At 72.0% G+C, this 23985-nt stretch carries 20 protein-coding genes; 7 read left to right on the top strand and 13 right to left on the bottom strand.

Going from position 1 to position 23985, the window contains the following annotated elements:
* Positions 1-47: 47 nt before the first annotated feature.
* Positions 48-2225 carry a glycosyl hydrolase family 28-related protein gene (locus ADK64_RS26300; protein ID WP_053662605.1) on the top strand — a complete coding sequence of 726 codons (2178 nt, stop codon included), beginning with the start codon at positions 48-50 and terminating at the stop codon, positions 2223-2225.
* A gap of 49 nt (positions 2226-2274) precedes the next feature.
* On the opposite strand, the gene ADK64_RS26295 is transcribed toward ADK64_RS26300, so the two are convergent.
* From ADK64_RS26295 to ADK64_RS26285, 3 genes are read right to left on the bottom strand one after another with little or no spacing between them, the layout of a single operon-like run.
* Entirely contained in the window at positions 2275-3210 is a 936-nt protein-coding gene (locus ADK64_RS26295) for a PDR/VanB family oxidoreductase (protein WP_053662603.1), read from the bottom strand.
* Positions 3207-3386, bottom strand: coding sequence for a hypothetical protein (locus ADK64_RS26290; RefSeq protein ID WP_053662602.1), 180 nt, complete (start codon positions 3384-3386; stop codon positions 3207-3209). The genes ADK64_RS26295 and ADK64_RS26290 overlap by 4 nt, the downstream gene beginning before the upstream one ends.
* Complete coding sequence (locus tag ADK64_RS26285; protein WP_053662600.1) at positions 3383-4447, bottom strand: aromatic ring-hydroxylating dioxygenase subunit alpha; 1065 nt, start codon at positions 4445-4447, stop codon at positions 3383-3385. Before ADK64_RS26285 ends, ADK64_RS26290 begins: the two co-directional genes overlap by 4 nt.
* A 189-nt stretch (positions 4448-4636) precedes the next feature.
* Between ADK64_RS26285 and ADK64_RS26280 the strand changes: the two genes are divergently transcribed.
* The 4 genes from ADK64_RS26280 (at position 4637) to ADK64_RS26265 (ending at position 10148) form a co-directional block, all read left to right on the top strand.
* Positions 4637-5074 (top strand): cold-shock protein, encoded by a 438-nt coding sequence (locus ADK64_RS26280; protein ID WP_053662598.1) that lies wholly within the window; start codon positions 4637-4639, stop codon positions 5072-5074.
* A gap of 55 nt (positions 5075-5129) precedes the next feature.
* A complete protein-coding gene (gene htpG, locus ADK64_RS26275; protein WP_053662596.1) occupies positions 5130-6977 on the top strand; it encodes a molecular chaperone HtpG in 1848 nt (615 codons plus the stop codon).
* Positions 6978-7181: 204 nt separating this feature from the next.
* A complete protein-coding gene (locus ADK64_RS26270; RefSeq protein WP_053662594.1) occupies positions 7182-9230 on the top strand; it encodes a phosphocholine-specific phospholipase C in 2049 nt (682 codons plus the stop codon).
* 66 nt (positions 9231-9296) lie between these two features.
* Complete coding sequence (locus ADK64_RS26265) at positions 9297-10148, top strand: phospholipid scramblase-related protein (protein WP_053662592.1); 852 nt, start codon at positions 9297-9299, stop codon at positions 10146-10148.
* A gap of 105 nt (positions 10149-10253) precedes the next feature.
* Here ADK64_RS26265 and ADK64_RS26260 read toward each other — a convergent pair whose 3' ends face one another.
* Complete coding sequence (locus tag ADK64_RS26260) at positions 10254-11243, bottom strand: hypothetical protein (RefSeq protein WP_053662590.1); 990 nt, start codon at positions 11241-11243, stop codon at positions 10254-10256.
* Positions 11240-12040: a phosphatase PAP2 family protein gene (locus tag ADK64_RS26255; protein ID WP_053662588.1), complete on the bottom strand. Its 801-nt coding sequence runs from the start codon at positions 12038-12040 to the stop codon at positions 11240-11242. Before ADK64_RS26255 ends, ADK64_RS26260 begins: the two co-directional genes overlap by 4 nt.
* Before the next feature lie 271 nt (positions 12041-12311).
* On the opposite strand from ADK64_RS26255, the gene ADK64_RS26250 reads away from it, so the two are divergent.
* Entirely contained in the window at positions 12312-12926 is a 615-nt protein-coding gene (locus ADK64_RS26250) for a TetR/AcrR family transcriptional regulator (protein ID WP_053662586.1), read from the top strand.
* 159 nt (positions 12927-13085) lie between these two features.
* Here ADK64_RS26250 and ADK64_RS26245 read toward each other — a convergent pair whose 3' ends face one another.
* The gene (locus tag ADK64_RS26245; protein ID WP_053662584.1) at positions 13086-14291 is read right to left on the bottom strand and encodes a DUF2510 domain-containing protein; all 1206 of its coding nucleotides are present in this window, start codon (positions 14289-14291) and stop codon (positions 13086-13088) included.
* Between the two features lie 296 nt (positions 14292-14587).
* Between ADK64_RS26245 and ADK64_RS26240 the strand changes: the two genes are divergently transcribed.
* Positions 14588-17272 (top strand): ATP-binding protein, encoded by a 2685-nt coding sequence (locus ADK64_RS26240; RefSeq protein WP_053662583.1) that lies wholly within the window; start codon positions 14588-14590, stop codon positions 17270-17272.
* Positions 17273-17449: 177 nt separating this feature from the next.
* Here ADK64_RS26240 and pcaD read toward each other — a convergent pair whose 3' ends face one another.
* From pcaD to ADK64_RS26205, 7 genes are read right to left on the bottom strand one after another with little or no spacing between them, the layout of a single operon-like run.
* Positions 17450-18574 (bottom strand): 3-oxoadipate enol-lactonase, encoded by a 1125-nt coding sequence (gene pcaD / locus ADK64_RS26235; RefSeq protein WP_053662581.1) that lies wholly within the window; start codon positions 18572-18574, stop codon positions 17450-17452.
* Positions 18571-19902, bottom strand: a complete 1332-nt coding sequence (gene pcaB / locus ADK64_RS26230) for a 3-carboxy-cis,cis-muconate cycloisomerase (RefSeq protein ID WP_053662579.1) — start codon at positions 19900-19902, stop codon at positions 18571-18573. Before pcaB ends, pcaD begins: the two co-directional genes overlap by 4 nt.
* Positions 19899-20501 (bottom strand): protocatechuate 3,4-dioxygenase subunit alpha, encoded by a 603-nt coding sequence (pcaG, locus tag ADK64_RS26225; RefSeq protein WP_053662577.1) that lies wholly within the window; start codon positions 20499-20501, stop codon positions 19899-19901. Before pcaG ends, pcaB begins: the two co-directional genes overlap by 4 nt.
* A 5-nt stretch (positions 20502-20506) precedes the next feature.
* A complete protein-coding gene (gene pcaH / locus ADK64_RS26220; RefSeq protein ID WP_053662575.1) occupies positions 20507-21280 on the bottom strand; it encodes a protocatechuate 3,4-dioxygenase subunit beta in 774 nt (257 codons plus the stop codon).
* Between the two features lie 13 nt (positions 21281-21293).
* Positions 21294-22496 carry a thiolase family protein gene (locus ADK64_RS26215; protein WP_053662573.1) on the bottom strand — a complete coding sequence of 401 codons (1203 nt, stop codon included), beginning with the start codon at positions 22494-22496 and terminating at the stop codon, positions 21294-21296.
* Positions 22493-23137 carry a CoA transferase subunit B gene (locus ADK64_RS26210; RefSeq protein WP_053662571.1) on the bottom strand — a complete coding sequence of 215 codons (645 nt, stop codon included), beginning with the start codon at positions 23135-23137 and terminating at the stop codon, positions 22493-22495. Before ADK64_RS26210 ends, ADK64_RS26215 begins: the two co-directional genes overlap by 4 nt.
* Positions 23137-23892 carry a CoA transferase subunit A gene (locus ADK64_RS26205; RefSeq protein WP_053662569.1) on the bottom strand — a complete coding sequence of 252 codons (756 nt, stop codon included), beginning with the start codon at positions 23890-23892 and terminating at the stop codon, positions 23137-23139. The genes ADK64_RS26210 and ADK64_RS26205 overlap by 1 nt, the downstream gene beginning before the upstream one ends.
* Positions 23893-23985 lie beyond the last annotated feature (93 nt).

Genomic DNA, 23985 nt, shown 5'->3' with positions numbered 1-23985 from the left:
ACCGCGTACGAGCTGTCCCCGCACCCCCACCCCGAAGGGATCAGCACATGCACACCAGCACCGTCAGATATGTCAGGCGCATGCCAATCGTCGGGGCGGTCGTCGCCCTGGCCGCCGGCATGCTCACCGCCGTTGCTCCCGCCGCGCACGCGGCCTCGGGCGCCACCCTGCCCTTCACCTCCGTCGAGGCCGAGTCGGCGACCACCACCGGCACGAAGATCGGCCCCGACTACACCCAGGGCACCCTCGCCTCGGAGGCCTCCGGGCGGCAGGCCGTCCGGCTGTCGGCCGGGCAGCGCGTGGAGTTCACCGTGCCGCGTGCGTCCGACGCGGTGAACCTCGCCTACAGTGTCCCGGACGGCCAGTCCGGCTCCCTCGACGTGTACGTCAACGGCACCAGGCTCGCCCAGACCCTCCCGGTGACGTCGAAGTACTCCTACATCGACACCGGCTGGATCGCCGGCGCCAAGACGCACCACTTCTTCGACAACGCCCGGATGCTGCTGGGCCGGAACGTCCAGCCCGGCGACAAGGTCGCCTTCGAGGCCACCAGCACGCAGGTCACGGTCGACGTCGCCGACTTCGAGCAGGTCGCGGCGGCTGCCACGCAGCCCGCCGGCTCGGTGTCCGTCGTGTCCAAGGGCGCCGACCCCACCGGCGCGGGCGACTCCACCCAGGCCTTCCGGGACGCCATCGCCGCCGCCCAGGGCGGAACCGTGTGGATCCCGCCCGGCGACTACCGCATCACGTCCGCCCTGAGCGGCGTGCAGAACGTCACCCTCCAGGGCGCCGGCAGCTGGTACTCGGTCGTGCACACGTCCCGCTTCGTCGACCAGTCCAGCTCCTCCGGGAACGTCCACATCAAGGACTTCGCGGTCATCGGAGAGGTCACCGAACGCGTCGACTCCAGTCCCGACAACTTCGTCAACGGCTCCCTCGGCCCGGACTCCTCCGTCTCCGGCATGTGGATCCAGCACATGAAGTGCGGCATGTGGCTGACGGGCGACAACGACAACCTCGTGGTGGAGAACAACCGCATCCTCGACACCACGGCCGACGGCATCAACCTCAACGGCACCGCCAAGGGCGTCGTCGTCCGCGACAACTTCCTGCGCAACCAGGGCGACGACGCGCTCGCCATGTGGTCGCTCTACTCCCCGGACACGGACTCCAGCTTCGAGAACAACACGATCTCCCAGCCCAACCTCGCCAACGGCATCGCGATCTACGGCGGTACCGACCTCTCCGTGAAGAACAACCTGATCTCCGACACCAACGCCCTCGGCAGCGGTATCGCCATCTCCAACCAGAAGTTCCTCGATCCCTTCTCCCCGCTCTCCGGCACCATCACCGTCGACGGCAACACCCTGGTCCGTGCCGGTGCGATGAACCCCAACTGGAGCCATCCGATGGGCGCCCTGCGCGTCGACTCCTACGACAGCGCCGTCAACGCCACCGTGAACATCACCGACACGACGATCACCGACAGCCCGTACAGCGCCTTCGAGTTCGTCTCCGGCGGCGGGCACGGGTACGCGGTGAACAACGTGAACGTGGCCGGCGCGACCGTGCGGAACACCGGTACGGTCGTCGTCCAGGCCGAGGCGCAGGGTACGGCGGCCTTCCAGAACGTCACCGCCACCCAGGTCGGTGCCGCAGGCCTCTACAACTGCCCCTATCCGGCGGGCTCGGGTTCCTTCACCCTCACCGACGGCGGCGGCAACTCCGGCTGGAGCAGCACCTGGTCGGACTGTTCCAGCTGGCCGCAGCCGGGCCAGGGCAACCCCGACCCCGACCCGAACCGCGATCTCGCCAAGGGCCGCCCGGCCACCGCGACCGGCTCCCAGGACGTCTACACGCCCGGCAAGGCGGTCGACGGCGACGCGAACTCGTACTGGGAGTCCGCCAACAACGCCTTCCCGCAGTCCTGGACGGTCGACCTCGGCTCCGCCTACGCGGCACGCCGGCTGGTGCTGAAGCTGCCGCCGTCCTCGGCCTGGGGGGCCCGCACCCAGACCATCGCCGTGCTCGGCAGCACCGACGGCTCCGCCTACTCCACCGTCGTCGGCTCGCAGGACTACCGCTTCGACCCGGCCACCGGCAACACCGCGACCGTGCCCCTGCCGAGCGGGACGAACCTGCGCTACCTCAGGCTGACCGTCAGCGCCAACAGCGGCTGGCCGGCGGGGCAGTTCAGTGAGGTGGAGGCGTATCTGACCCCCTGATCCACTGCCCCATGGTCCCCGGAGCCGACCCCGCGATCCGGCGGACGGCTCACAGATCCAGCACCAGACGGGCGCCCCGGCACCGGGACACGCAGATCATCATCGTGTCACCCGCCGCCCTCTCCTCCTCGGAGAGGACCGAGTCCCGGTGATCCGGGGAACCCTCCAGCACCTCCGTCTCACAGGTCCCGCACGTCCCCTCGGTGCAGGAGTACAGCACCTCGACCCCGGCGGCACGCACCGCGTCCAGCACCGACACCTCCGGCGCCACCGTGAGCGCACGGCCGCTGCGTGCGAGCACCACCTCGAACTGCTCGTCCGGACCCGCCCGTTGAGGCATGGGCTGAAAGCGTTCCACCCGCAGCCGCCCCGCCGGGCAGCGCTCCTCGACGGCGTCCAGCAGCGGCCCCGGACCGCAGCAGTACACGAGGGTGCCGTCGGGGACGTCGTCCAGCACCGGGGCCAGGTCGAGCAGACCCGTCTCGTCCTGCGGGGCGAGGGTCACCCGGTCGCCGTAGCGGGCCAGTTCCCCGGCGAACGCCATCGAGGCGCGGGACCGGCCGCCGTACAGCAGCGACCATGCCGCGCCCGCCGCCTCGGCCGCCGCGAGCATCGGCAGTAGCGGGGTGACGCCGATGCCGCCCGCGACGAACCGGTAGCGGGGCGCCGGCTCCAGCGGAAAGCGGTTGCGCGGACCCCGCACCCGCACCTTGCCGCCTTCCCCCAACTCCTCGTGCACATGGGCCGATCCGCCCCGGCCGGTCCGCTCCCGCAGCACCGCGATCCGCCACGCGGAGCGGTCCGCCGGGTCCGAGCACAGCGAGTACTGCCGTGCCAGCGCCGGTCCGAGCAGCAGGTCCACATGCGCGCCGGGCTCCCACGCGGGCAGTTGCCGTCCGAGCGGATGGCGCAGGGTGAGGGAGAGAGTCCCCTCGGCGACGAACTCCCGTCGCGCGACGACCAGTTCGGTCTCGTAGGTGCTCACCGGGAGTCCTCCCCGGGCCGATGGCCCTCCGGGTGCCCGAGCATCCACTCCCACATCGCGACCGGATCCTGCGCGGTGTGCCCTGCCCCGCAGTGACATATGCCGCGCAGCAGATCGGTGCCGGGCTGCCAGTCGACGCGGTAGACCTCGCCGGTCGCCGGGCCGGCCGCGCTCACTGGACCCTCTCCACCGGCTTGTCGCCCTCCTCGGCCAGCCGGGCCAGGATGCGGCGGGCGGCCAGGCCGCCGGTGTCGATGTTGATGCTCAGTTCCTGGTAGCCGGTGCGCTCGGTGCCGAGGGTGCGCTGGAGCAGGTTGAGCGCGTCGACGTCCTGCATCACCACGGCGTGGTTGTTGCCGCGCAGGAACTCGGTGACCTCGGCGTCGTCCGTCGCCCAGTTCCGGGAGACCGCCCAGAAGTCGTACACCCTGCCCTGCGACGACGGTGTGATGGCGTAGGTGATCTCGGTGTGGAAACCGTGCGGGTCGCTGCCGTCCGCCTCGGGCCCGACCCCGGCGGGCGCGATACGGCTGTGCAGCAGATACAGACAGGGCGCGTGGTACTCGATGTCCTGGCGACGGGTGATCCGGCCCGTGATGCCGGTGGAACGGGCGTAGAACGGCGGGCACTCGGCGTCCTCCATGTGCCGGCCCACCCGGACGACGCCCGTGCCCTCGTCCACCTCGGTGGTGATGGGCGTCCCGGCGACCTCGGGGGTGCCGATGTGGCCGCCGTGCAGATAGGTCTCGTGCGAGAGGTCGAGGAGGTTGTCGACGAGCAGGCCGTAGTCGGCGTCGATCGGCTCCATGCCCCGGACCGTGACCCAGCCGGGGGAGTCGAGATGCCGGGCCCGCGGGATGTTCCCCGCGTCCGCGAGGGCCGGGTCGCCGATCCACACCCACACCAGGGAGTCCTGCTCCACCACCGGGTAGGAGGCGAGGCGCGCGGTGCGCGGGACGCGCTTCTGGCCCGGCACGTACACACAGGCGCCGGTCCGGTCGTAGGTGAAACCGTGGTACCCGCAGACGATCCGGTCGCCGTCCAGACCGCTCTCGGACAGCGGATAGCGGCGGTGGACGCACCGGTCGTGCAGGGCGACCGGGGTGCCGTCCTCCTCGGCGCGGTAGAACACGAGCGGCTCGCCCAGGATCGTCCGGCCGAGCAGTTCGCGCCCGACCTCCCGGCCGTAGGCGGCGACGTACCACTGATTCCTTGCGAACGCGGTGGTGTGGGGCATGGGGTCGGCTCCCGTCTGTCGTGGTGGTCGCATCGTCCGGGAGCGTGCCGAAAGGTCGCAACGCTCCTTCCGCCCCACGGAAGCGACACCGCACGGCCGCACCGGGGTGCCGCGGACGAGCAGGCCAGAGTGGCGCTCCGTCGCGTACGCTGAGCGGCGATATCGAGGCGTTGAGTGTGGGGGTTGAGGATGGCTGCTGGTCGGGTGATCCGGTTCGACGGGATGCGTGGGTACGGCTTCATCGCTCCGGACCAGGGTGGAGAAGACGTCTTCCTGCATGTGAACGACTTGCTGATTCCCGAGTCGTCCGTGCGTTCTGGCCTGGCGGTGGAGTTCGAGATCGAGGACGGCGGACGCGGGCTGAAGGCCTCTTCCGTCCGGTTCGCGCAGGAGGCGGGAGGTCCGCCGGACCGGGCGGCCGAATCCGCCACCGTCACTCCGGCGGCACCCGCGGCCGCCGCGGAGGGCCAGGAACCGATGTGCGACGTGCTCGGCTCCGCCGAGTGCACCCGTGAGGTGACGGAGCTCCTGCTGACCTCCGTTCCGGATCTGACGGGTCAACAGATCCAGGCCGTGCGGAAACAGTTCGTCCTGTTCGCCCGGCGGCACGGCTGGATCGAGGACTGACGGAACGACAAGGGTGGGGCACGGGTGTGCACACCACGTGAGGAGAAAGGACGCAATGAGTACTGAGACGCTGGAGTTCCAGGCCGAGGCGCGACAGCTCCTGCAGCTGATGGTCCATTCGATCTACTCGAACAAGGACATCTTCCTGCGGGAACTCATCTCCAACGCCTCCGACGCCCTGGACAAGCGGCGCCTCGCCGGTCTCAAGGACGACCGTCTGAGGACCGACGACCCGCACATCGCCGTCGAGGCCGACAAGGACGCCCGCACGCTGACCGTCCGTGACAACGGCATCGGCATGACGCGCGACGACGTCGTGGGACTCGTCGGCACCATCGCCCGTTCCGGCACGGCCGAGACCCTGCGGCGGATGAAGGAGAGCAGGGCGAAGGGGGAGAGCACCGAATCGGCCGAACTGATCGGCCAGTTCGGCGTCGGCTTCTACTCCGTCTTCATGGTCGCCGACAAGGTCACCCTGCTCACCCGCAAGGCCGGCGAGGAGACCGGCGTGCGTTGGGAGTCGGACGGCGGCGGCACCTACACCATCGAGACCGTCGAGGACGCCCCGGAGGGCACGGCGGTCACCGTGCACCTGCGTCCCGCGGACGAGGAGGACGCCCTCCACGACTACGTCGACGAGTGGAAGATCCGGGAGATCGTCAAGCAGTACTCGGACTTCATCGCGTTCCCGATCCGGATGGGGGACGACACCCTCAACTCGATGAAGGCCCTGTGGGCCCGCCCGCGCTCCGAGGTCGCGGACGAGGAGTACCGGGAGTTCTACCGGCACATCAGCCATGACTGGACCGACCCGCTGGAGACCATCCGGATGCGGGCGGAGGGCACCTTCGAGTACGAGGCGCTGCTCTTCCTGCCCGCACGTGCCCCGCACGACCTGTTCCAGCGCGACGCACGCCACGGCATCCAGCTGTACGTCAAGCGCGTGTTCATCATGGACGACAGCCGCGAACTGCTGCCCTCCCACCTCCGCTTCGTCAAGGGCGTGGTGGACGCGGCCGACCTGTCGCTGAACATCTCCCGCGAGATCCTCCAGAAGGACCGGCACATCCAGCTGATCCGGCGCCGTCTCGCGAAGAAGGTCCTGTCCACCGTCAAGGACCTCATGACGAACGACACCGACAAGTACCGCACCTTCTGGCGCGAGTTCGGCCCCGCGGTCAAGGAGGGCCTGCTCGACGCGAGCGAGGACCACAAGGCGATCCTGGACATCGCGTCGTTCGCCACCACCGCCGGTGACGAGCCCACCACCCTCGCCGAGTACCTCGCCCGGATGAAGGACGGCCAGGACAAGATCTACTTCATGACCGGCGAGAGCCGCGCACAGGTCGAGAACTCCCCGCACCTGGAAGCCTTCAGGGCCAAGGAGTACGAGGTCCTGCTGCTGACCGACCCGGTCGACGAGATCTGGGTCGAGGCGGTGCGCGCATTCGACGGCAGGGAGTTCCAGTCCGTCGCGCGGGGCACGGTCGACCTGCCCGCCGAGGAGGAGCTGTCGGAGGAGAAGTCCGGCGCCTACGCCCCGCTGCTGACCTGGCTGGGCGAGACACTCGACGACGTGCGGGACGTACGGCTGACCACCCGCCTGACCAGTTCGCCGGCCTGCCTCGTCAGTGACGCCGACGGCGTCTCGCCGGCGCTGGAGAAGATGTACAAGGCGATGGGCCAGGAGCTCCCGCCGGTCAAGCGGATCCTCGAACTGAACCCCGGGCACCCGCTGGTCAGCGGGCTCCGGGAGGCGCACGAGCAGCGCGCCGCGGACCCGGAGCTGACCGAGACGGCCGAGCTGCTGTACGGCACCGCCCTGCTCGCGGAAGGCGGCGACCTGGCCGACCCGGCACGCTTCGCCAAGCTGCTCGCCGACCGCCTCGCCCGGACGATCTGACCGATACGTCCCGTTCTTGCGGTTTCGCCCGCCGGCCACGGTCCCTGTCGACCGTGGCCGGCGGAGCACCTCTCGGACCGCCGACTTTCACATGGATGCCATCAGGCCCTTCCCTGACGTTTGTTGCTCTTGGAACACTCGCTCCGCGCAGATTCCGTCATGCGACGGCATCACGTACGTCAGGACGAGAGGACCCGAACACCCATGCCCGAAGTAAACCGGCGCCGCTTCCTTCAACTCGCGGGCGCCACCACGGCGTTCACAGCGCTGTCCAGCAGCATCCAGCGCGCGGCCGCCCTGCCCGCCCACCATCGCACGGGGACCGTCCAGGACGTCGAGCACATCGTTGTCCTCATGCAGGAGAATCGATCCTTCGACCACTACTTCGGCTCGCTGCGCGGAGTCCGGGGCTTCGGCGACCCCCGCTCCGCCTCGCAGAACGGCAGGTCCGTCTGGAACCAGTCCGACGGCACGAAGGACGTCCTGCCCTTCCACCCCGACGCGGACGATCTGGGCCTGGCCTTCATCCAGGACCTGCCGCACGGCTGGAACGACACGCACGCGGCCTTCAACGGGGGCAAGTACGACAAGTGGGTGCCGGCCAAGGGCACCACGAGCATGGCGTACCTGACCCGTGAGGACATCCCGTTCCACTACGCGCTCGCCGACACCTTCACCCTCTGTGACGCCTACCACTGCTCGTTCATGGGCTCGACCGACCCCAACCGCTATTACATGTGGACGGGGTACGTCGGCAACGACGGCAAGGGCGGCGGCCCGGTCCTCGGCAACGACGAGAAGGGCTACGGCTGGACGACGTACCCCGAGCGCCTGGAGCAGGCCGGGGTCTCCTGGAAGATCTACCAGGACATAGGCGACGGCCTCGACGCGAACGGCAGCTGGGGCTGGATCAACGACGCCTACCGCGGCAACTACGGCGACAACTCGCTGCTGTACTTCAACCAGTACCGCAACGCCCAGCCCGGCGCCCCGCTCTACGACAAGGCCCGCACCGGCACCGACGCCAAGAAGGGCGAGGGCTTCTTCGACCAGCTGAAGGCCGACGTCAAGGCCGGCAAGCTGCCGCAGGTGTCCTGGGTCGTCGCTCCCGAGGCCTTCACCGAGCACCCCAACTGGCCCGCCAACTACGGCGCCTGGTACGTCTCCCAGGTCCTCGACGCGCTCACCTCCAACCCCGAGGTGTGGGGCAAGACGGCCCTGTTCATCACCTACGACGAGAACGACGGCTTCTTCGACCACGTGGTCCCGCCGTTCCCGCCGGCCTCCGCCGCCCAGGGCCTGTCGACCGTGGACCCCGCGCTCGACCTGTTCAAGGGCGACGCCGGCCATGTCGCCGGTGCCTACGGCCTCGGCCAGCGGGTGCCGATGCTCGTCGTATCGCCGTGGAGCAAGGGCGGTTACACCTGCTCCGAGACGCTTGACCACACCTCGATCATCCGGTTCATGGAGAACCGGTTCGGTGTGCACGAGCCGAACATCTCGCCCTGGCGGCGGGCCGTCTGCGGCGACCTGACCGCCGCCTTCGACTTCTCGCGCAAGGACGCCGAGCCGGTCACGCTGCCGTCGACGGCCGGCTACCAGCCGCCGGACCACGACCGGCACCCCGACTATGTGCCCAAGCCGCCCGCCGACCCCGCCCTGCCCAAGCAGGAGCGCGGCCACCGTCCGACCCGCCCGCTGAAGTACGTCCCGGTGGTGGACGGTGCCGCGGACACCGGGACCGGCAAGTTCACGCTCACGTTCGCCTCGGGGGCGCACGCGGGCGCCGCCTTCCTCGTGACCTCCGGCAACCGCGCCGACGGACCCTGGACCTACACCACCGAGGCCGGCAAGACCCTCACCGACACCTGGAACTCGGTCTACTCCGGCGGCTCGCACGACCTCTCCGTGCACGGCCCGAACGGCTTCCTGCGCGTCTTCAAGGGCAAGGGCAAGACCGCCGGACCGGAGGTGACCGCCCGCCACGCCGGCGAGCACCTGGAACTCACCTGCACCAACAAGGGATCCGGCACGGTGCGGCTGAAGCTGGTCAACGGATACGGCGGCCACCCGGCCACCGTGATCGTACGGCCCGGCGCGACGGTCAAGCACACGGTCGACCTCGGGGCGAGCAAGCGCTGGTACGACGTGACGGTCACCTGCGACGCCGACCCGGCCTTCCTGCGCGGCTTCGCCGGCCACGTCGAGAACGGCCGTCCCGGCGTCAGCGACCCGGCGATCGCCACGGTGTGACCGGGCGATGAACACCGCTCCGTGCGGACTGGTCAGGTACCGGTCATATCAGGGTAGTGTGCCCCGGTGACCACGCAATCCAACACTCCCGCAGGCTGGTACCCGGATCCGCACGGAGCGCCCCAGACGCTCCGCTACTGGGACGGCACGCAGTGGACCCAGCACACCAACCCGGCGCAGGCACCCGCCGGTCAGGTCCCGCAGCAGCAGGCCGCCCCCCAGCAGTACGGCGGCGTCCCGCAGCAGCAGGCCGTCGACCCCAAGGTGCAGCGCCAGGTGCAGCAGCAGGCCGGGGTCGCGGCCGGCGGTCCCGGCGGCGGCACCCTGTTCACCGAGCCGGTCCTGGTCGTGAACCAGAAGGCCAAGCTGATCGAGGTGACCAACGAGTACAAGGTCATGGATCAGAGCGGCCGTGAGATCGGCGCGGTGACCGAGGTCGGGCAGGGCGTGCTGCGGAAGATCTTCCGCTTCATCTCCAGCTGGGACCAGTTCCTGACCCACAAGCTGGAGATCCGCGACGCCTACGGCCAGCCGCAGCTGCTGCTGACGCGGCCGGCGAAGATCTTCAAGTCCCGGGTGATCGTGACCCGCCCGGACGGCTCGCCGGTCGGTGAGATCGTCCAGCAGAACATGATCGGCAAGATCAACTTCGCGATGAACGCGAACGGCCAGCAGGTCGGCGCGATCAAGGCGGAGAACTGGCGCGCGTGGAACTTCGCGATCGTCGACCATGCGGACAACGAGGTCGCCCGGATCACCAAGACCTGGGAAGGCCTCGCCAAGACGCTGTTCACGAGCGCGGACAACTATGTCCTGCAGATCCACTACCAGCTTCCCGAGCCGCTGCTGAGCCTCGTGGTGGCGACGGCCCTGACCGTCGACACCGCCCTCAAGCAGGACTCGCGGGGCTGGAACTGAGCAGGCCCCGACGGGGGAGAACGCAGCGGCAGAGTACTGCTGCGACGGCGGCCGGTGGCGCAGAGGGCGTGCGCACCGGCCGCCGTCGTGTTCTCTGCCCCGAGGTCAGAGTGCGGTGAGGTGTCCCGGCTGTTCCGGCCGGCGTTTCACCAGGGCCGGTTCGGCGGTCGCCGTGCCCGGCTCCAGGGCCAGGACGGCGGCCACGGGATGGTCCTCGACCTCGGCCTCGACCGCGATCTCGACAGCGACTGCAACCGCGGCCCCGGGCGCCGGCCGGGGTGTGGCCCGGGTGAGCAGGACCACACCCCACGAGGCCAGGGCCGCCCCGGCGAGAGCCAGCAGCACACCGCTCGCGCCGCCCTGGAGGCCCTGGCCGAGCAGGGTGAGCCCGATCACCGCGGCCGCCACCGGGTTGGCGAGAGTGACCACGGCCAGCGGGGCGCCGAGGCCACCGCGGTAGGCGGTCTGGGACAGGAACAGCCCGCCGACGGCGAACGCGGCGACGAGGACGGCGACCACGATCTCCTCGGTGCTCAGCGCCGGGCCCGTACGCTCCGTGGCCGCCACGGTCACGGTCTGGGTGAGCGCCGAGGCGACACCGGAGGCGAAGCCGGACGCCGTCGCGTGCCTGAGGCCCGGTCGGGCGCCGGGCCAGGACAGCATGCCGATCGCGGCGGCGGTCGTACCGGCGACCGCCAGCGCCTCGGTCAGTGACAGCACCCGCTCGGGCGCCGGTCCCGAGGCGGTGACGAGCAGCGCGGCCAGCCCGAGCAGCGTCAGCGCCGTGCCGCGCCACTCCACGGAGCTGACCCGGCGCCCGGCCGCCCGCGCCCCGAGCGGCACGGCCGCTACCAGGGTGAGCGCTCCCAGCGGCTGGACGAGGGTCAGCGGACCGTACTTGAGGGCGACGACGTGCAACAGCGCGGCACCCGCGTTCAGGCCGACCGCCGACCACCAGGCGCCCGTGCCCAGCAGCCGCAGCAGGCCGGTGCCTGCACTGCGGGAGGCGAGCCGTTCCTGGGCGACGGCGGCGAGCGCGTAGGCGACGGCCGAGACCAGGGAGAGGGCTACGGCGACCAGGGCGGCGGCGCTCATCGGCCCGCCCCCACCAGGACGGACGGTTCCGGGGCGAGCCGGCCCGTGTGGCGCCCGGCCGTGGAGGCCGTGCGCTGCGGCGGATGGATCACGGCGAGGGTGACGCCGAGCATGGCCGTGGCGACGATCGCGTCGAGCCAGTAGTGGTTCGCCGTGCCCACGATCACCACCAGGGTGATCAGCGGGTGCAGCAGCCACAGCCAGCGCCACCGGGACCGGGTGGCGACGATGAGGCCGATCGCCACCATCAGCGCCCAGCCGAAGTGCAGCGACGGCATCGCCGCGAACTGGTTGGACAGATGGTCGCTGGACGGCGGGCCGTACACCGACGGGCCGTAGATCTTCGCGGTGTCCACGAGGCCGGTCCCGGTCAGCATCCGCGGCGGGGCCAACGGGAACGTGAACGGCAGCACCAGGGCGGCCGTGGTGACCACCGCGAGGACCCGGCGGGCCCACACGTAGTGCGCGGGCCGCCGCAGATACAGCCAGACCAGGAAGGCCAGCGTCGCCGGGAAGTGGACGGTGGCGTAGTAGGTGTTGGCGATGTGGACGAGGCCGTCGCCGTGCAGCAGTGCGGACTGCACGGCGTTCTCGTGCGGGAGGTACAGCGCCCGCTCCAGGTCCCACACGCGGTGGGCGTTGTGGAAGGCGTTGCCGGTGTGGCCCGTGGCCAGCTGCCGGCCGAGCTTGTACACGAGGAAGAGCCCCGCGACGAGCAGAAGCTCACGTATGAGTGCCGGGCGCGCCGGTGCGTCCGGCTCCGTTTCTGCCTCTGCAGGCTCGGTTCGGGCTGTCATCCCCCGGCCCCCTCGCTGACGGTGGTGCGTGTGGTGGTGCGTGCGGATCCCGGCGCTGGACCGGAACCCATCGATACGTCATCGTACCGAAACGACGATGTACCGATACGCCAGTGTACCGATACGCTTCAGTACCGGTACACTGGCGTATCGATTGATGTGCGCCACACTGGAGACAGAATCGGCGGCTCCGGTCGAGCCGGACTCGAGCCGGACTTCGCCGGGGCCGTACATCGACCACCCGTCGGACACGAGTGAGGGGAAGCACCACATGACGTCGCAGGCCGCGGACGGACCGGACACGGTCGTCGCCTCGCGCCGCTCCAAGATCACGCCGGAGCGTGAGCGGGAGTTCTTCGACGCCGTGCTGGAGCAGATCCGTGAGTGCGGCTACGAGTCCGTCACCATGGAGGGCGTGGCCGCCACCACCCGGTGCAGCAAGTCCACGCTCTACCGGCAGTGGAAGACCAAGCCCCAGTTCGTCGCGGCGGCCCTGCGCGCCAGCCGCCGGGTGCGCTTCGCCGGCATCGACACCGGATCGCTCGCCGAGGACCTGCGTCAGGCCGCGCGGGCCGCGGGCGACTGGTCCGGCAAGGACACCAAGCTGCTCCAGGCGCTGGGGCACGCGTGGACGGCCGACGAGGAACTGGCCCAGGCGCTGCGCGAGGCGCTGGTGTACCCGGAGATCGCCGCGCTGCAGGGGGTGCTCGCCCGGGGCGTGGCCAGGGGCGAGGTCCCGGCGGGCCATCCCGCGCTGGAGTACGTCCCCGCGATGATGTTCGGGGTCCTGCGCGTGCGGCCCGTGCTCAGCGGTCAGTACGCGGACGCCGACTACCTGGCCCGGTTCGTGGAGGCCATCGTGCTGCCCGCGCTCGGGTTGACCTGAGACCCAGGCCGCCGTTCACGGGATGACTGAACGGCGACCTGCCCGCGCCGCACCGTGGGGACGGGGGCGGCGCGCACCCCCCGGCCGGGTGGGGCTCCTCTTTGAGCGGAGGGGCGCCCCACCCGGCCGGTCTCACCTCCGCGTCCGGACGGTCCCGGCTCAGACGTTCTGGCCGTCGCCCCCGCCGGACGACACCTTGATCCCCTTGAGGATCTCGTCGATGACGGACGTCGTGCCGCCGACGTCCACGCCGAAGCGGACCACCACCATCTGCTTGGCGTCGTTGGGCGAGGGGAAGGCGACCGACTCGACGTAGCCGTCGGCACCCTTGCTGGTGACCGCCTTCCAGCGCACCAGATAGCCCTTCTGCCCGGCCACCGTCACCGCCTGCGAAGCCAGCATCTGGTGCGAGGTGATGCTGCCGTAGGTGGTGCCGCCGTAGGACTCCTTGGCGTTGGCCGCGATGTCAGCCTTGGCGACCTCCTCGGCCGTGGTGCCCCGGATGCCCAGTGCCACCGCCGGAGCCGTGTAGGCGCCGCCCGCGGTGCAGGTCTGGCTGGAGTCGCCCGGGCACTTGTAGGAGTCGTCGGAGGTCACCTGCGCGCCGACGTCGATCGCCTGCCCGGTCCAGCCCTTCGGCACCGGCAGGCTGATCCCGTTGACCGCGTCCGCCACCGTGCCGCCGCCCTTGACCTTGGGCGCCTCGGACTGCCCCGGCGACGGCGCCCCACCACCGGAACCACCGGAACCACCGGACCCGTCGGAACCACCGGACCCGTCGGAGCCGCCCGACTCACCGGACCCGCCCGAGCCGCCGCCGAACGGCCCGCCCTGGCCACCGCTCTGACTTCCGCCCTGGCCACCGTCCTGCCCGCCCGGCGCTCCCTGCCCCGAGGCGGCGCGGTCGCCGCTGCCGCTGCCGTCGTCCCTGGTCAGGGCGTAGATGCCGCCCCCGATGCTCGCCAGCACCAGGACCGCCACCGTGACGGCTATGCCATTGCGCAGCCTGCGCCGGGATCCGGCCGGCGGCTCGGTGGGGTACGCCGGATACGCCGCGTACCCCGGCTGCGCGCCGTAATCGGCGGGAGCGGGGGACCCCGGCTGCGCACCGAACCCGGCAGGCCCGGCAGGCGCCGGGGGAGCGGGCTGCTGCGGACCGGACCCCGCGGGGGGCGCGGGCGCCGGGGGCGTGGGCTGCGGGCTCGGATCCGTCGGCGACTGTGTCGGGGGACCCCACGCGGCGGCCGTCCCGGCGGGGCGGGTCCGGTCCGTCCAGGCCTTGCCGTCCCACCAGCGCTCGGTGGGCGGACCGTCGTTCGTCTGCCCGGGGTCGGGGTACCACCCGGGGGGAGTCACCTGCGTCATGCCCCCACCGTATGAGGCGACCGTGAAAGTGTGATGAGAGGATCCGCCCCGAACGGAACGGACCGGAATTTTTCGTCCCCGGATCTTCTCCGCACCTGCCGGGCGGCGCACCCCGCCACGACGGTGTTGACGCTCCGTCGGCTGCTGACCGGCGGTTCGGGCCGGGTGCGCGTCGCCTGAGCGCACCCACTTTCACCCGGCGGGGCAACAGCTGCCCGGACCGCCCACCCAAGGCCCCACCGGACGGCTACGCTCGTGCCCTGTACGTCGTTCGGGCGACCTGGGGAGGTAACGGGATGACGGAGGGACGGCCGCCGACGGCCGCCTCGGCTTCCCTGTGGGAGCGGGACGCGGAGATCGCCACCGTCGCAGAGGCACTCGACGTCCTGTGCGCCGACCGGTCCTCCTCGGGCAGCCTGCTGGTCTTCCGCGGTGTGGCCGGACTCGGCAAGACCGCGCTGCTCGCCGAGACGCGCCGCGTCGCCGAGCGCCGCGGCTGCACCGTCTGGACGGCGCGCGGCGCGGAGACCCTGAAGTCCGTGCCGTTCAACGTGGTGCGGCAGCTGCTCCAGCCCGCCCTGCTGTCCCTGCTGCCGGAAGAGGCCCGCGAGTACCTCGGCGACTGGTACGACATCGCCGGCCCCGCCCTCGGCATAGTCGACCCGCAGGAGGGCAGCGCCGACCCGCAGTACGTGTGCGACGGACTCGTCGCCGCGGTACGTCGGCTCGCCCGCCGGGAATGGCCCCTCGTGCTGCTGATCGACGACGCGCACTGGGCCGACCAGGAGACCCTGCGCTGGCTCGCCGCGTTCGCCGAGCGCCTGGACGACGTGTCCGTGCTGGTCGTCGTCGCCCGCCGCCCCGGCGAGGTCAGCGGGGACAGCGCCCGCCATCTCGACGCGGTGGCATCCGCCGCGGGCAGCCCCGTCAACAGCCTCAGCGCCCTCACCCCGGACGCCACCGCCGGGCTCACCCGCGCCACCCTCGGCCGGTACGCCGACGACGCGTTCTGCCGCGAGGTGTGGGCCGTCACCGACGGCAACCCCTACGACACCGTCGAGCTTCTCGCCAAGGTGCAGGACAGCGAACTCCAGCCGGTCGAGGCCCGCGCCGGAGAACTGCGCGCTCTCAACCGCTCCGCCCGCGGCGGCGGACTGGTCGACCGGCTCAAGGGCCTCGGCCTGGAGGCCACCCGGTTCGCCTGGGCCGCCGCCATCCTCGGCACCTCCATCACCGTCGACATGGTCGCCCGCCTCGCCACCATGAACGACGACCTCGCCCGGCACAGCGCCGAACTCCTCTGCAACGCCCGCATCCTCACCACACCCGACCCGGCGGCCGGCACCGAACGCGAGGAAGGCGAGCTGGAGTTCGTCCACCCGCTGATCGCCACCGCCGTCTACAACTCCATCCCGCCCGCCGTGTGCACCGCCATGCACGGCGTCGCCGCCCAGATCATCGCCGAGCTGGGCCGCGGCGCCGCCGAGGCCGCCCGGCACCTGCTCAAGGTGCACCCGGACGACGACGAGGAACTCGTCGCCCAGCTGCGCGAGGCCGCCCGCGAGAACCTCGCCGTCGGCGCGCCCGACGCGGCCCGCCGCTGTCTCGAACGGGCTCTTGAGGAGCCGCCGCGCCCCGACGTCCACGCCCACGTCCTGTACGAACTGGGCTGCGCCACCCTGCTGACCGCGCCCGCCGTCACCATCGACCACCTCCAGTTCGCGCTCGGCATGCCCGGCCTCGCGGGCGAGCGGCGGGTCGACGCGGTGGTCCGCCTCTCCCAGGCGCTGCTCCACAACGACCAGTTGGAGGAGGCCGTCCGCACGGTCGAGGCCGAGGCCGCCCGGCACGAACCGGGCCCCGCCCGGATGCGGCTGCAGGCCGTGCAGTTCATGTGGGAGGGCATCCACGGCGAGACCGTCTCCCCGGCCCGTTCCCGGCGCCTGGCCGAACTCGCGAAGACCTGCACCGGCCGCGACAACGCCGAACGCGCGCTGCTCATCCTGCGCGGCTTCGACGCCATGACCCACGGCGAGAGCGCCGACGAGGTCCTCGAACTGTGCGACCGCGCCCTCGTCAACGGCCGTCTCGCACCGGGCCTCGGCTGGACCGACCCCGAGTGGGGCATCGAGCTGCTGATGATGCTCGGCAGCTCCTACGCCTATGCCGACCGGCTCGACCGTGCGGAGAGCCTGTTCGCCGAGGCCCTGCGGGTCTACACCGGCGCCGGCTGGCGCGGCGGCCATCTCTCCCTCGCCAACGCCTTCCTCGGTCTCGCCTACCGCAGACAGGGCCGCCTGCGGGACGCCGAGTCCACACTGCGCGAGGCACTGGTCCTCGCCGAACGGGTGGGGCGCGGGCTGCCGTTGTACTGGTCGGCCACCTGCGGGCTGGTCGACACCCTGCTGGCCCGCGGCCGGGTCCAGGAGGCCTGGGCGATCGCCGACCAGTACGGCTTCGCACCGCCGTACCCGTCCACGATCGTGCTGCCCGACATCCGCTCCGTGCGCGGCAGGCTGCTGCTCGCCGTCGGCCGGATCGAGGACGGCATCAACGAGCTGGAGGCCGCCGAGAAGACGGCCGCCTCGCGCGGCGGCCACAACCCGGTGCTCGCGCCCTGGTCGATCGACCTGGCCAAGGCACTCGCCGTGCAGGACCCGGCCCGTGCCGCCCGGCTCGCGGCGGACGCCCGCCTGCAGGCCGAGCGCTTCGGCACGGACACCGCGATCGGCGAGGCCCTGCGCTGTGCCGCCGCGCTGGAGACGGGCGGCCGCGCGGTCCAGCTCGCCGCCCAGGCCGTCACGTATCTGGAGGCCTCACCCTGCCAGTACGAACACGCGGCGGCCCGCGTCGAGTACGGCATCGCCGCCCGCTCCGTCGCGGAACTGGGCCGGGGCCTTGACCTCGCCCGGGCGTGCGGGGCGGAGGGCCTGGTGGCACAGGCGAGGGAGGTGCTGGAGACGGGGCGCGGGTTGCGCTGAGGGCCCACCGCGAGCAGTTGCTCCGGCACCGCGGCCGGCCGCTCGCGGACCTGTGGGTCGTACGTCCCGTCGTGCGCCCGTGTGCCACGGGGGCACGACGCTCTCGCGGACCACCGCCGTGTACAGCACGTCCCGTGCTGGGTGTTCCCCCGCCGGCGACCTGGGCACCCTCGCCCCTCAGCCCGCGCCCTCTTCCTCGGCGAGCACCCGTTGGGCCGTCGCGAAAGCGGAGTTGGCGGCCGGCACCCCGCAGTAGACGGCCGTCTGGAGGAGCACCGCGCCGATCTCCTCGGGGGTCAGTCCATTGCGGCGGGCCGCTCGGACGTGCATGGCCAGCTCGTCGTAGTGGCCGTGCGCGACCAGCGCGGTCAGGGTGATCATGCTGCGCTCGCGGCGGGACAGCGTCGGGTCGGTCCAGACCTCCCCCCAGGCGTAGCGGGAGATGAAGTCCTGGAAGCGAGCGGTGAAAGGGGTCTGCCGGGCCTGTGCCCGGTCCACGTGCGCGTCGCCCAGCACCTCCCGGCGCACCGCCATCCCGCTCACGGGCGGTCCGTCGAGCTGGGTGCGCAGCGCGGTGAGCACGGCCCGGGGGCGTTGCGCGGGTGCCAGATGGGAGGCCCCGGGCAGCTCCACCAGCGTCGAGCCGGGCACCGCGTCGGCGATCTCCCGCAGCTGGGCGGGCGGCGTCGCGGGATCCTCCCGGCCCGCCACGAGGAGCGTCGGTACGGTGATCTCGCCGAGCCGGTCGCGCAGGTCGAACGCGGCGAGCGCGTCGCAGCAGGCGGCGTACGCCTCCGGGTCGGCCTCCCGGTGGTCCCGCACCAGCCGGGGCACGGTGAACCCGGGTGTGAACCAGCGTGCGTCGGCGCTCTCCACGAGCCACTCCAGCCCCTCGCGCCGTACCCGCTGCGCCCGCTCCCGCCAGGGCGTGCTCCCGCCGAAGTGGGCCGAGGAGCACAGGACCGCGAGCGACGTCAGCCGGTCGGGTTGGTGCACGGCCAGGTGGAGGCCCACGGCGCCGCCGAGGGAGACGCCCGCGTAGCCGAACCGGTCGATGCCGAGCGCGTCCGCGAGGCCCAGCACCAGCGCCGCGAGGTCGCCGACGGTCGCACCCGGCCCGATCAGGTCCGCCGCCGAGCCGCCGTGCCCCGGCAGATCCCAGCGCACCACCCGGTGCCCGGCCGACAGCTCGGGCGCCACCGCGTCCCACAGGGCGTACGACGTGCCCAGCGACGGCCCGAGCAGCAGCGGGGGAGCGGAAGCGGGGCCTTCCGCCTGGTGGTTGAGGAGTTTCACGGTCAACGTCGCTCCAGGGCACGGTCGGTGAGGGCACCGGCGAAACCGGTGTAGTGCGTGGGGTCGGACAGCTCGGCCAGGTCGATGTCCTTCAACTCCGGTTCTTCGGCGAGCAGTTCACCGATCGGGCGGTCCTCGCTGCGGGTGCGGCCGGCGAGTTCGGTGAGCAGCTCCTTCGCCCGGGCGCGACCGAGCCGGGTCGCCAGCACGGCGGACAGCCGCTCGGAGACGATCAGGCCCCGGGTGAGGTCCAGGTTCCGGCGCATCGCCTCGGCGTTCACCCGCAGGCCCTCGGCGAGTTCGGCCGCGTCCCTGGCTGCGCCGCCGGCCAGTCGCAGCAGGTCGCGCAGCGGCTCCCACTCGGCGTGCCAGGCCCCGGCCGGCCGCTCGTCCCCGGCGGCGAGCGATCCGTACAGCATGGCCGCGAGCTGCGGGGCGCGGCGGGCGGCGGCCGCGATCAGGGTGGAGCGCACGGGGTTGGCCTTGTGCGGCATGGCGGACGAACCGCCGCCGCTGCCCTCGGTCACCTCGCCGATCTCCGTGCGCGACAGCGTCAGCACGTCCTCGGCCGCTTTGCCCAGGGCGCCCACGGTGAAGGCCAGGCAGCCGGCCAGATCGGCGACGGGGGTGCGCAGCGTGTGCCAGGGCAACGGCGGTGCGGCGAGGCCCAGCTCGCGGGCGTACGCCTCGGTCAGTGCGGTCGCGTCCCGGGCGCCGTACTCCTGGTAGGCGGCCAACGTCCCGGCCGCGCCGCCCAGTTGGACCGGAAGCGTCCGACGCACCCGCGTGATGCGGTCGCGGGCGTCCAGGACGAGCGAGCGCCAGCCGGCCGCTTTCAGGCCGAACGTCGTCGGCACCGCGTGCTGGGTGAGCGTGCGCCCCGGCATCGGGGTGTCCCGGTGCCCGGCGGCGAGCCGGGCCAGCGCGCGCTCGGTGCGGGCGAGGTCGGCGAGGACCGGTTCCAGGGTGCGCGTGGCGACCAGCATGGCGGCGGTGTCCAGGATGTCCTGGCTGGTGGCGCCCCGGTGCACATACGGGCCGTACGGCTCGCCCACCGCGGCGGTGAGGTCGGCGAGCAGAGGGATGACCGGGTTGCCGCCGGCCCGGGCGCGCCCGGCGAGCGAGCGCACGTCGAAGCGGTCGGGGGCGGCCGCCGCCTCGGTCACCGCGTCGGCGGCCTCGGTGGGGGCGAGGCCCAGCGCGGCCTGGGCGCGGGTCAGGGCCGCTTCGGTGTCGAGCAGGGCGCGCAGGAAAGCGGTGTCGCTCGTGGTGGCCGCGGCCGGGGAGCCCGCCCATCCGGGGGCCAGCAGGCCGGTGTCGCCGCCGGCGGTCACCGGTACTCCAGGAAGACCGTCTCGCCTTCGCCCTGAAGGCGGATGTCGAAACGGTAGGTGCCCCCGCCCTCGGCACCGGCGATCAGCGTGCCGCGCCGGTCGCCCACCCGGGTGAGCAGCGGGTCGGTGGCCAGCGCCGTCTCGTCGCCCGGCAGATAGATCCGGGTGAACAGATGCACGAGCAGACCGCGCGCGAAGACACACACGCTGAGGTACGGCGCGCCCGTCCCCCGCGGGCCGGGCCGGAGCGTACGGGCGTACCAGTGGCCGTCGGCGTCCGTCTGGATCCGGCCCCAGCCGGTGAACTCCACGCCGTTGCGGCCCAGGTGGCCGCCGGTCGCCGGATCCCGGCGCATGGAGCCGTCCACCCGCGGGACCGTGCCGTCGGGGCGCGGCCCCCACAGCTCGACGAGCGCGTCCGGCACCGGCCTTCCGGCGCCGTCGAGGACGTACCCGTGCACGGTGACCGTGTCCGGGTGGCCGAGCGGTGCGATCTCCTCGCCGCCGCGGAAGGGCAGCGCATAGCCGTAGAAGGGGCCGACGGTGTGGGACGGGGTGGGCGGCGCGTGCTCCGGGCCGCTGGTGTCGATCTTCGTCATGGCGGTCAGCGTCCTTCCTCGATCCAGGTGGCGGCCGGGCCGTCGAGCACGATGTCCCACCGGTAGCCGAGCGAGAACTCCGGCACCGACAGACCGTGGTCGTAGGAGGCGACCAGCCGCTGCCGGGCCGCGTCGTCCGTCACCGACTGCAGGATCGGGTCGTACGGGAAGAGCGGGTCGTTCGGGAAGTACATCTGCGTCACCAGCCGCTGGGTGAACGCCGAGCCGAACACCGAGAAGTGGATGTGCGCCGGGCGCCAGGCGTTCACGTGGTTGCGCCATGGGTAGGGGCCTGGCTGGATGGTGGTGAAGTGGTAGCGGCCCTCGGCGTCGGTGAGGGTGCGGCCGACGCCGGTGAAGTTCGGGTCGAGCGGCGCGTCGTGCTGTTCGCGCTGATGGGCGTAGCGCCCGGCCGAGTTGGCCTGCCAGATCTCGATCAGCTGGCTGCGCACCGGGCGCCCGGCGCGGTCCAGCAGCCGCCCGGAGACGGTGATCCGCTCACCGACCGGCTCGCCGCGATGGTGCCGGGTGAGGTCGTCGTCGGTCTCCGTGATGTCCCGCTCGCCGAAGGCGGGGGAGTGCAGCTCGACCAGCTCCGGGTCCTTGGCGGTGTCGATGGCGACCAGCGCCTGCCGGGGGTGGCGCAGGACGGAGGAGCGGTACGGGGCGTAGTCGCGGCGGGGGTGGTGCTCGACGGGTGCGCCGTCGGCGACCCGCTTGGCGTACGCGGCGTGCTCGGTGGCGATCTCGACGTCGATGTCGGCTTGTGTGAGGGGCATGGAGGACGCTTCCTTACCGTTCGAGGACGAGGGCGAGGCCCTGGCCCACGCCGATGCAGAGGGTGGCCACGCCGGTGCCGGAGCCGCGGCGGGCGAGCTGGTGGGCGACCGTGCCGGCGAGCCGGGCACCGGAGGCGCCGAGCGGATGGCCGAGCGCGATGGCCCCGCCCTGGGGGTTGAGGACCGCCGGGTCGAACTCGGGCCACCCGGCGAGGCACCCGAGCACCTGGGCGGCGAAGGCCTCGTTCAGTTCGAGGACTGACAGATCGTCAAATCCCTTGCCCGCCTTGGCGAGTGCGCGGTTGACGGCCTCGACCGGGGCGATCCCGAAGTACTGCGGGTCGGTCGCGGACACACCGGTCGCGCGGATCCGGGCGAGCGGCTCGCGGCCCGTGGCCTTCAGCCCCTCCTCATCGGTCAGGAGCAGAGCGGCGGCACCGTCGTTGAGCGGGGAGGCGTTGCCCGCGGTGACTGTACCTCCCTGGCTGCGGAACGACGGCTCGAGCCTGGCCATCGCGGCGAGCGAGGCGTCCGGCCGTACGCACTCGTCCACGGCGACGACCACCGGTTCACCCTTGCGCCGCGGGACGAGCACGGGCGCCGACTCGGCGTCGAACAGGCCCTGTTCCCGGGCGGCGGCCGCCTTGCGATGGGAGGAGAGGGCGAACTCGTCCTGCTGCTCCCGGCCGATCCCGTGCTTGTCGGCGATCAGCTCGGCGCTCTCGCCCAGCGGGACGGTCCACTGCGGGTCCATCCTCGGATTGACCATGCGCCAGCCGAGCGTCGTGGAGTACAGCTCCGCGTGTCCGGCCGGGAAGGGCCGGTCGGACTTGGGCAGGACGTAGGGGGCGCGGGTCATGGATTCGACTCCGCCGGCGAGGGCGATGTGCGCGTCGCCGACGGCGATGGCGCGGGCCGCCTGGACGACCGCCTCCAGCCCGGAGGCGCACAGCCGGTTGACGGTCACGCCCGGCACGGAGGTCGGCAGACCGGCGAGCAGCCCGGCCATCCGGGCCACGTTGCGGTTCTCCTCGCCGGCGCCGTTGGCGTTGCCGAGGTAGACGTCGTCGATCCGGGCCGGGTCCAGGTCCGGGGTGCGGTCGAGGAGCGCACGCAGGGCGTGGGCGGCGAGATCGTCCGGGCGTACGGAGGCCAGGGCGCCGTTGTAGCGGCCGATCGGGGTGCGGACGGCGTCGACGATGTAAACCGTGTTCACAGCAGGTTCTCCGCGATGCTCAGTTCAACGTCGGTCCGGGCGACGACCTCGTCCACACGCACACCGGGCGCCGTCTCCACGAGGGTGAGCCCCTCCTCGGTGATGTCCAGCACCGCGAGATCCGTGATGACTCGGTTCACGCACGCCTTGCCCGTGAGCGGCAGCGTGCACTCCTTCAGGATCTTCGGGGAGCCGTCCTTCGCGGTGTGGGTCATCACCGCGATCACTCGCCGGGCGCCGTGCACCAGGTCCATCGCGCCGCCGATCCCGGTGACCAGCTTGCCGGGCACGGCCCAGTTGGCCAGGTCGCCGGCGGCGGACACCTGCATCGCGCCGAGCACGGCCACGTCGATGTGCCCACCGCGGATCATCGCGAAGGACAGCGCCGAGTCGAAGAAGGACGCGCCCGGCAGCACGGTGACGGTCTCCTTGCCGGCATTGATCAGATCCGGGTCGACCTGGTCGTCGGTCGGGTACGGCCCGGTGCCGAGAATCCCGTTCTCCGACTCCAGGACCACCTCGACGCCCTCGGGCAGATGGTTCGGGATCAGCGTGGGCAGCCCGATGCCGAGGTTGACGTACTGGCCGTCCCGAAGCTCGCGCGCGGCCCGCGCGGCCATCTCCTCGCGTGTCCAGGCCATCAGCTGCTCACCGTCCGCTGCTCGATCCGCTTGTCCGCCGCCTGCTCCGGGGTCAGCGCCACGACGCGCTGCACGAAGATGCCCGGCACGTGCACGGCGTCCGGGTCGATCTCGCCGGGCTCGACCAGCTCCTCGACCTCGGCGATCGTGACCTTGCCGGCCATGGCGGCCAGGGGGTTGAAGTTCCGGGTGGACCGGTTGAAGACCAGGTTTCCGTGCCGGTCGCCCTTCGCGGCCCTGACCAGCGCGAAGTCGGTGCGGATGGCGCGCTCCAGGACGTACTCCACGCCGTCGAACTCCCGCACCTCCTTCGGCGGTGAGGCGAGCGCGACGCCGCCCTGGCCGTCGTAGCGCCAGGGCAGCCCGCCCTCGGCGACCTGGGTGCCGACCCCGGCCGGGGTGTAGAAGGCGGGGATCCCGGCGCCGCCCGCGCGCAGCCGCTCGGCGAGCGTGCCCTGCGGGATCAGCTCCACCTCCAGCTCGCCGGCGAGGTACTGGCGGCCGAACTCCTTGTTCGCGCCGATGTACGAGCCGGTCACCCGCGCGATCCGCCCCGCGGCCAGCAGTACCGCGAGCCCGGTCTCCATCGCCCCGCAGTTGTTCGACACCACGCCCAGCCCGCCGACCCCGCGCTCGTACAGCGCCTGGATCAGCACGTTCGGCACACCGCTCAGCCCGAACCCGCCGACCGCGAGGGACGCGTCGTCCGGTACGTCGGCCACCGCCTCCAGGGCCGTCGCGACCACCTTGTCCATCCGTGAAGCCCCATTTCGTCAATTAATCAGGGCACTGAGTATTTCAGCGAGGTGGCCCTCACGCTGCCACCGGAGGCAGTTGTCGTCAAGACC

The organism is Streptomyces sp. MMG1121, assembly GCF_001280015.1.
Classification (GTDB): Bacteria; Actinomycetota; Actinomycetes; order Streptomycetales; family Streptomycetaceae; genus Streptomyces.
The sequence above is the reverse complement of the archived record's forward strand: the minus strand, read 5'-3'. Positions and strand labels throughout refer to the sequence as shown.

Bases quoted from the DNA above. Each gene is read 5' to 3' on its own strand.
- ADK64_RS26300 (WP_053662605.1), top strand. From the start codon at position 48: ATGCACACCAGCACCGTCAGATATGTCAGGCGCATGCCAATCGTCGGG.
- ADK64_RS26285 (WP_053662600.1), bottom strand. From the start codon at position 4,447: ATGCCCCACACCACCGCGTTCGCAAGGAATCAGTGGTACGTCGCCGCC.
- ADK64_RS26280 (WP_053662598.1), top strand. From the start codon at position 4,637: ATGGCTGCTGGTCGGGTGATCCGGTTCGACGGGATGCGTGGGTACGGC.
- htpG (WP_053662596.1), top strand. From the start codon at position 5,130: ATGAGTACTGAGACGCTGGAGTTCCAGGCCGAGGCGCGACAGCTCCTG.
- ADK64_RS26270 (WP_053662594.1), top strand. From the start codon at position 7,182: ATGCCCGAAGTAAACCGGCGCCGCTTCCTTCAACTCGCGGGCGCCACC.
- ADK64_RS26260 (WP_053662590.1), bottom strand. From the start codon at position 11,243: ATGAGCGCCGCCGCCCTGGTCGCCGTAGCCCTCTCCCTGGTCTCGGCC.
- ADK64_RS26255 (WP_053662588.1), bottom strand. From the start codon at position 12,040: ATGACAGCCCGAACCGAGCCTGCAGAGGCAGAAACGGAGCCGGACGCA.
- ADK64_RS26250 (WP_053662586.1), top strand. From the start codon at position 12,312: ATGACGTCGCAGGCCGCGGACGGACCGGACACGGTCGTCGCCTCGCGC.
- ADK64_RS26245 (WP_053662584.1), bottom strand. From the start codon at position 14,291: ATGACGCAGGTGACTCCCCCCGGGTGGTACCCCGACCCCGGGCAGACG.
- ADK64_RS26240 (WP_053662583.1), top strand. From the start codon at position 14,588: ATGACGGAGGGACGGCCGCCGACGGCCGCCTCGGCTTCCCTGTGGGAG.
- pcaG (WP_053662577.1), bottom strand. From the start codon at position 20,501: ATGACGAAGATCGACACCAGCGGCCCGGAGCACGCGCCGCCCACCCCG.
- pcaH (WP_053662575.1), bottom strand. From the start codon at position 21,280: ATGCCCCTCACACAAGCCGACATCGACGTCGAGATCGCCACCGAGCAC.
- ADK64_RS26210 (WP_053662571.1), bottom strand. From the start codon at position 23,137: ATGGCCTGGACACGCGAGGAGATGGCCGCGCGGGCCGCGCGCGAGCTT.
- ADK64_RS26205 (WP_053662569.1), bottom strand. From the start codon at position 23,892: ATGGACAAGGTGGTCGCGACGGCCCTGGAGGCGGTGGCCGACGTACCG.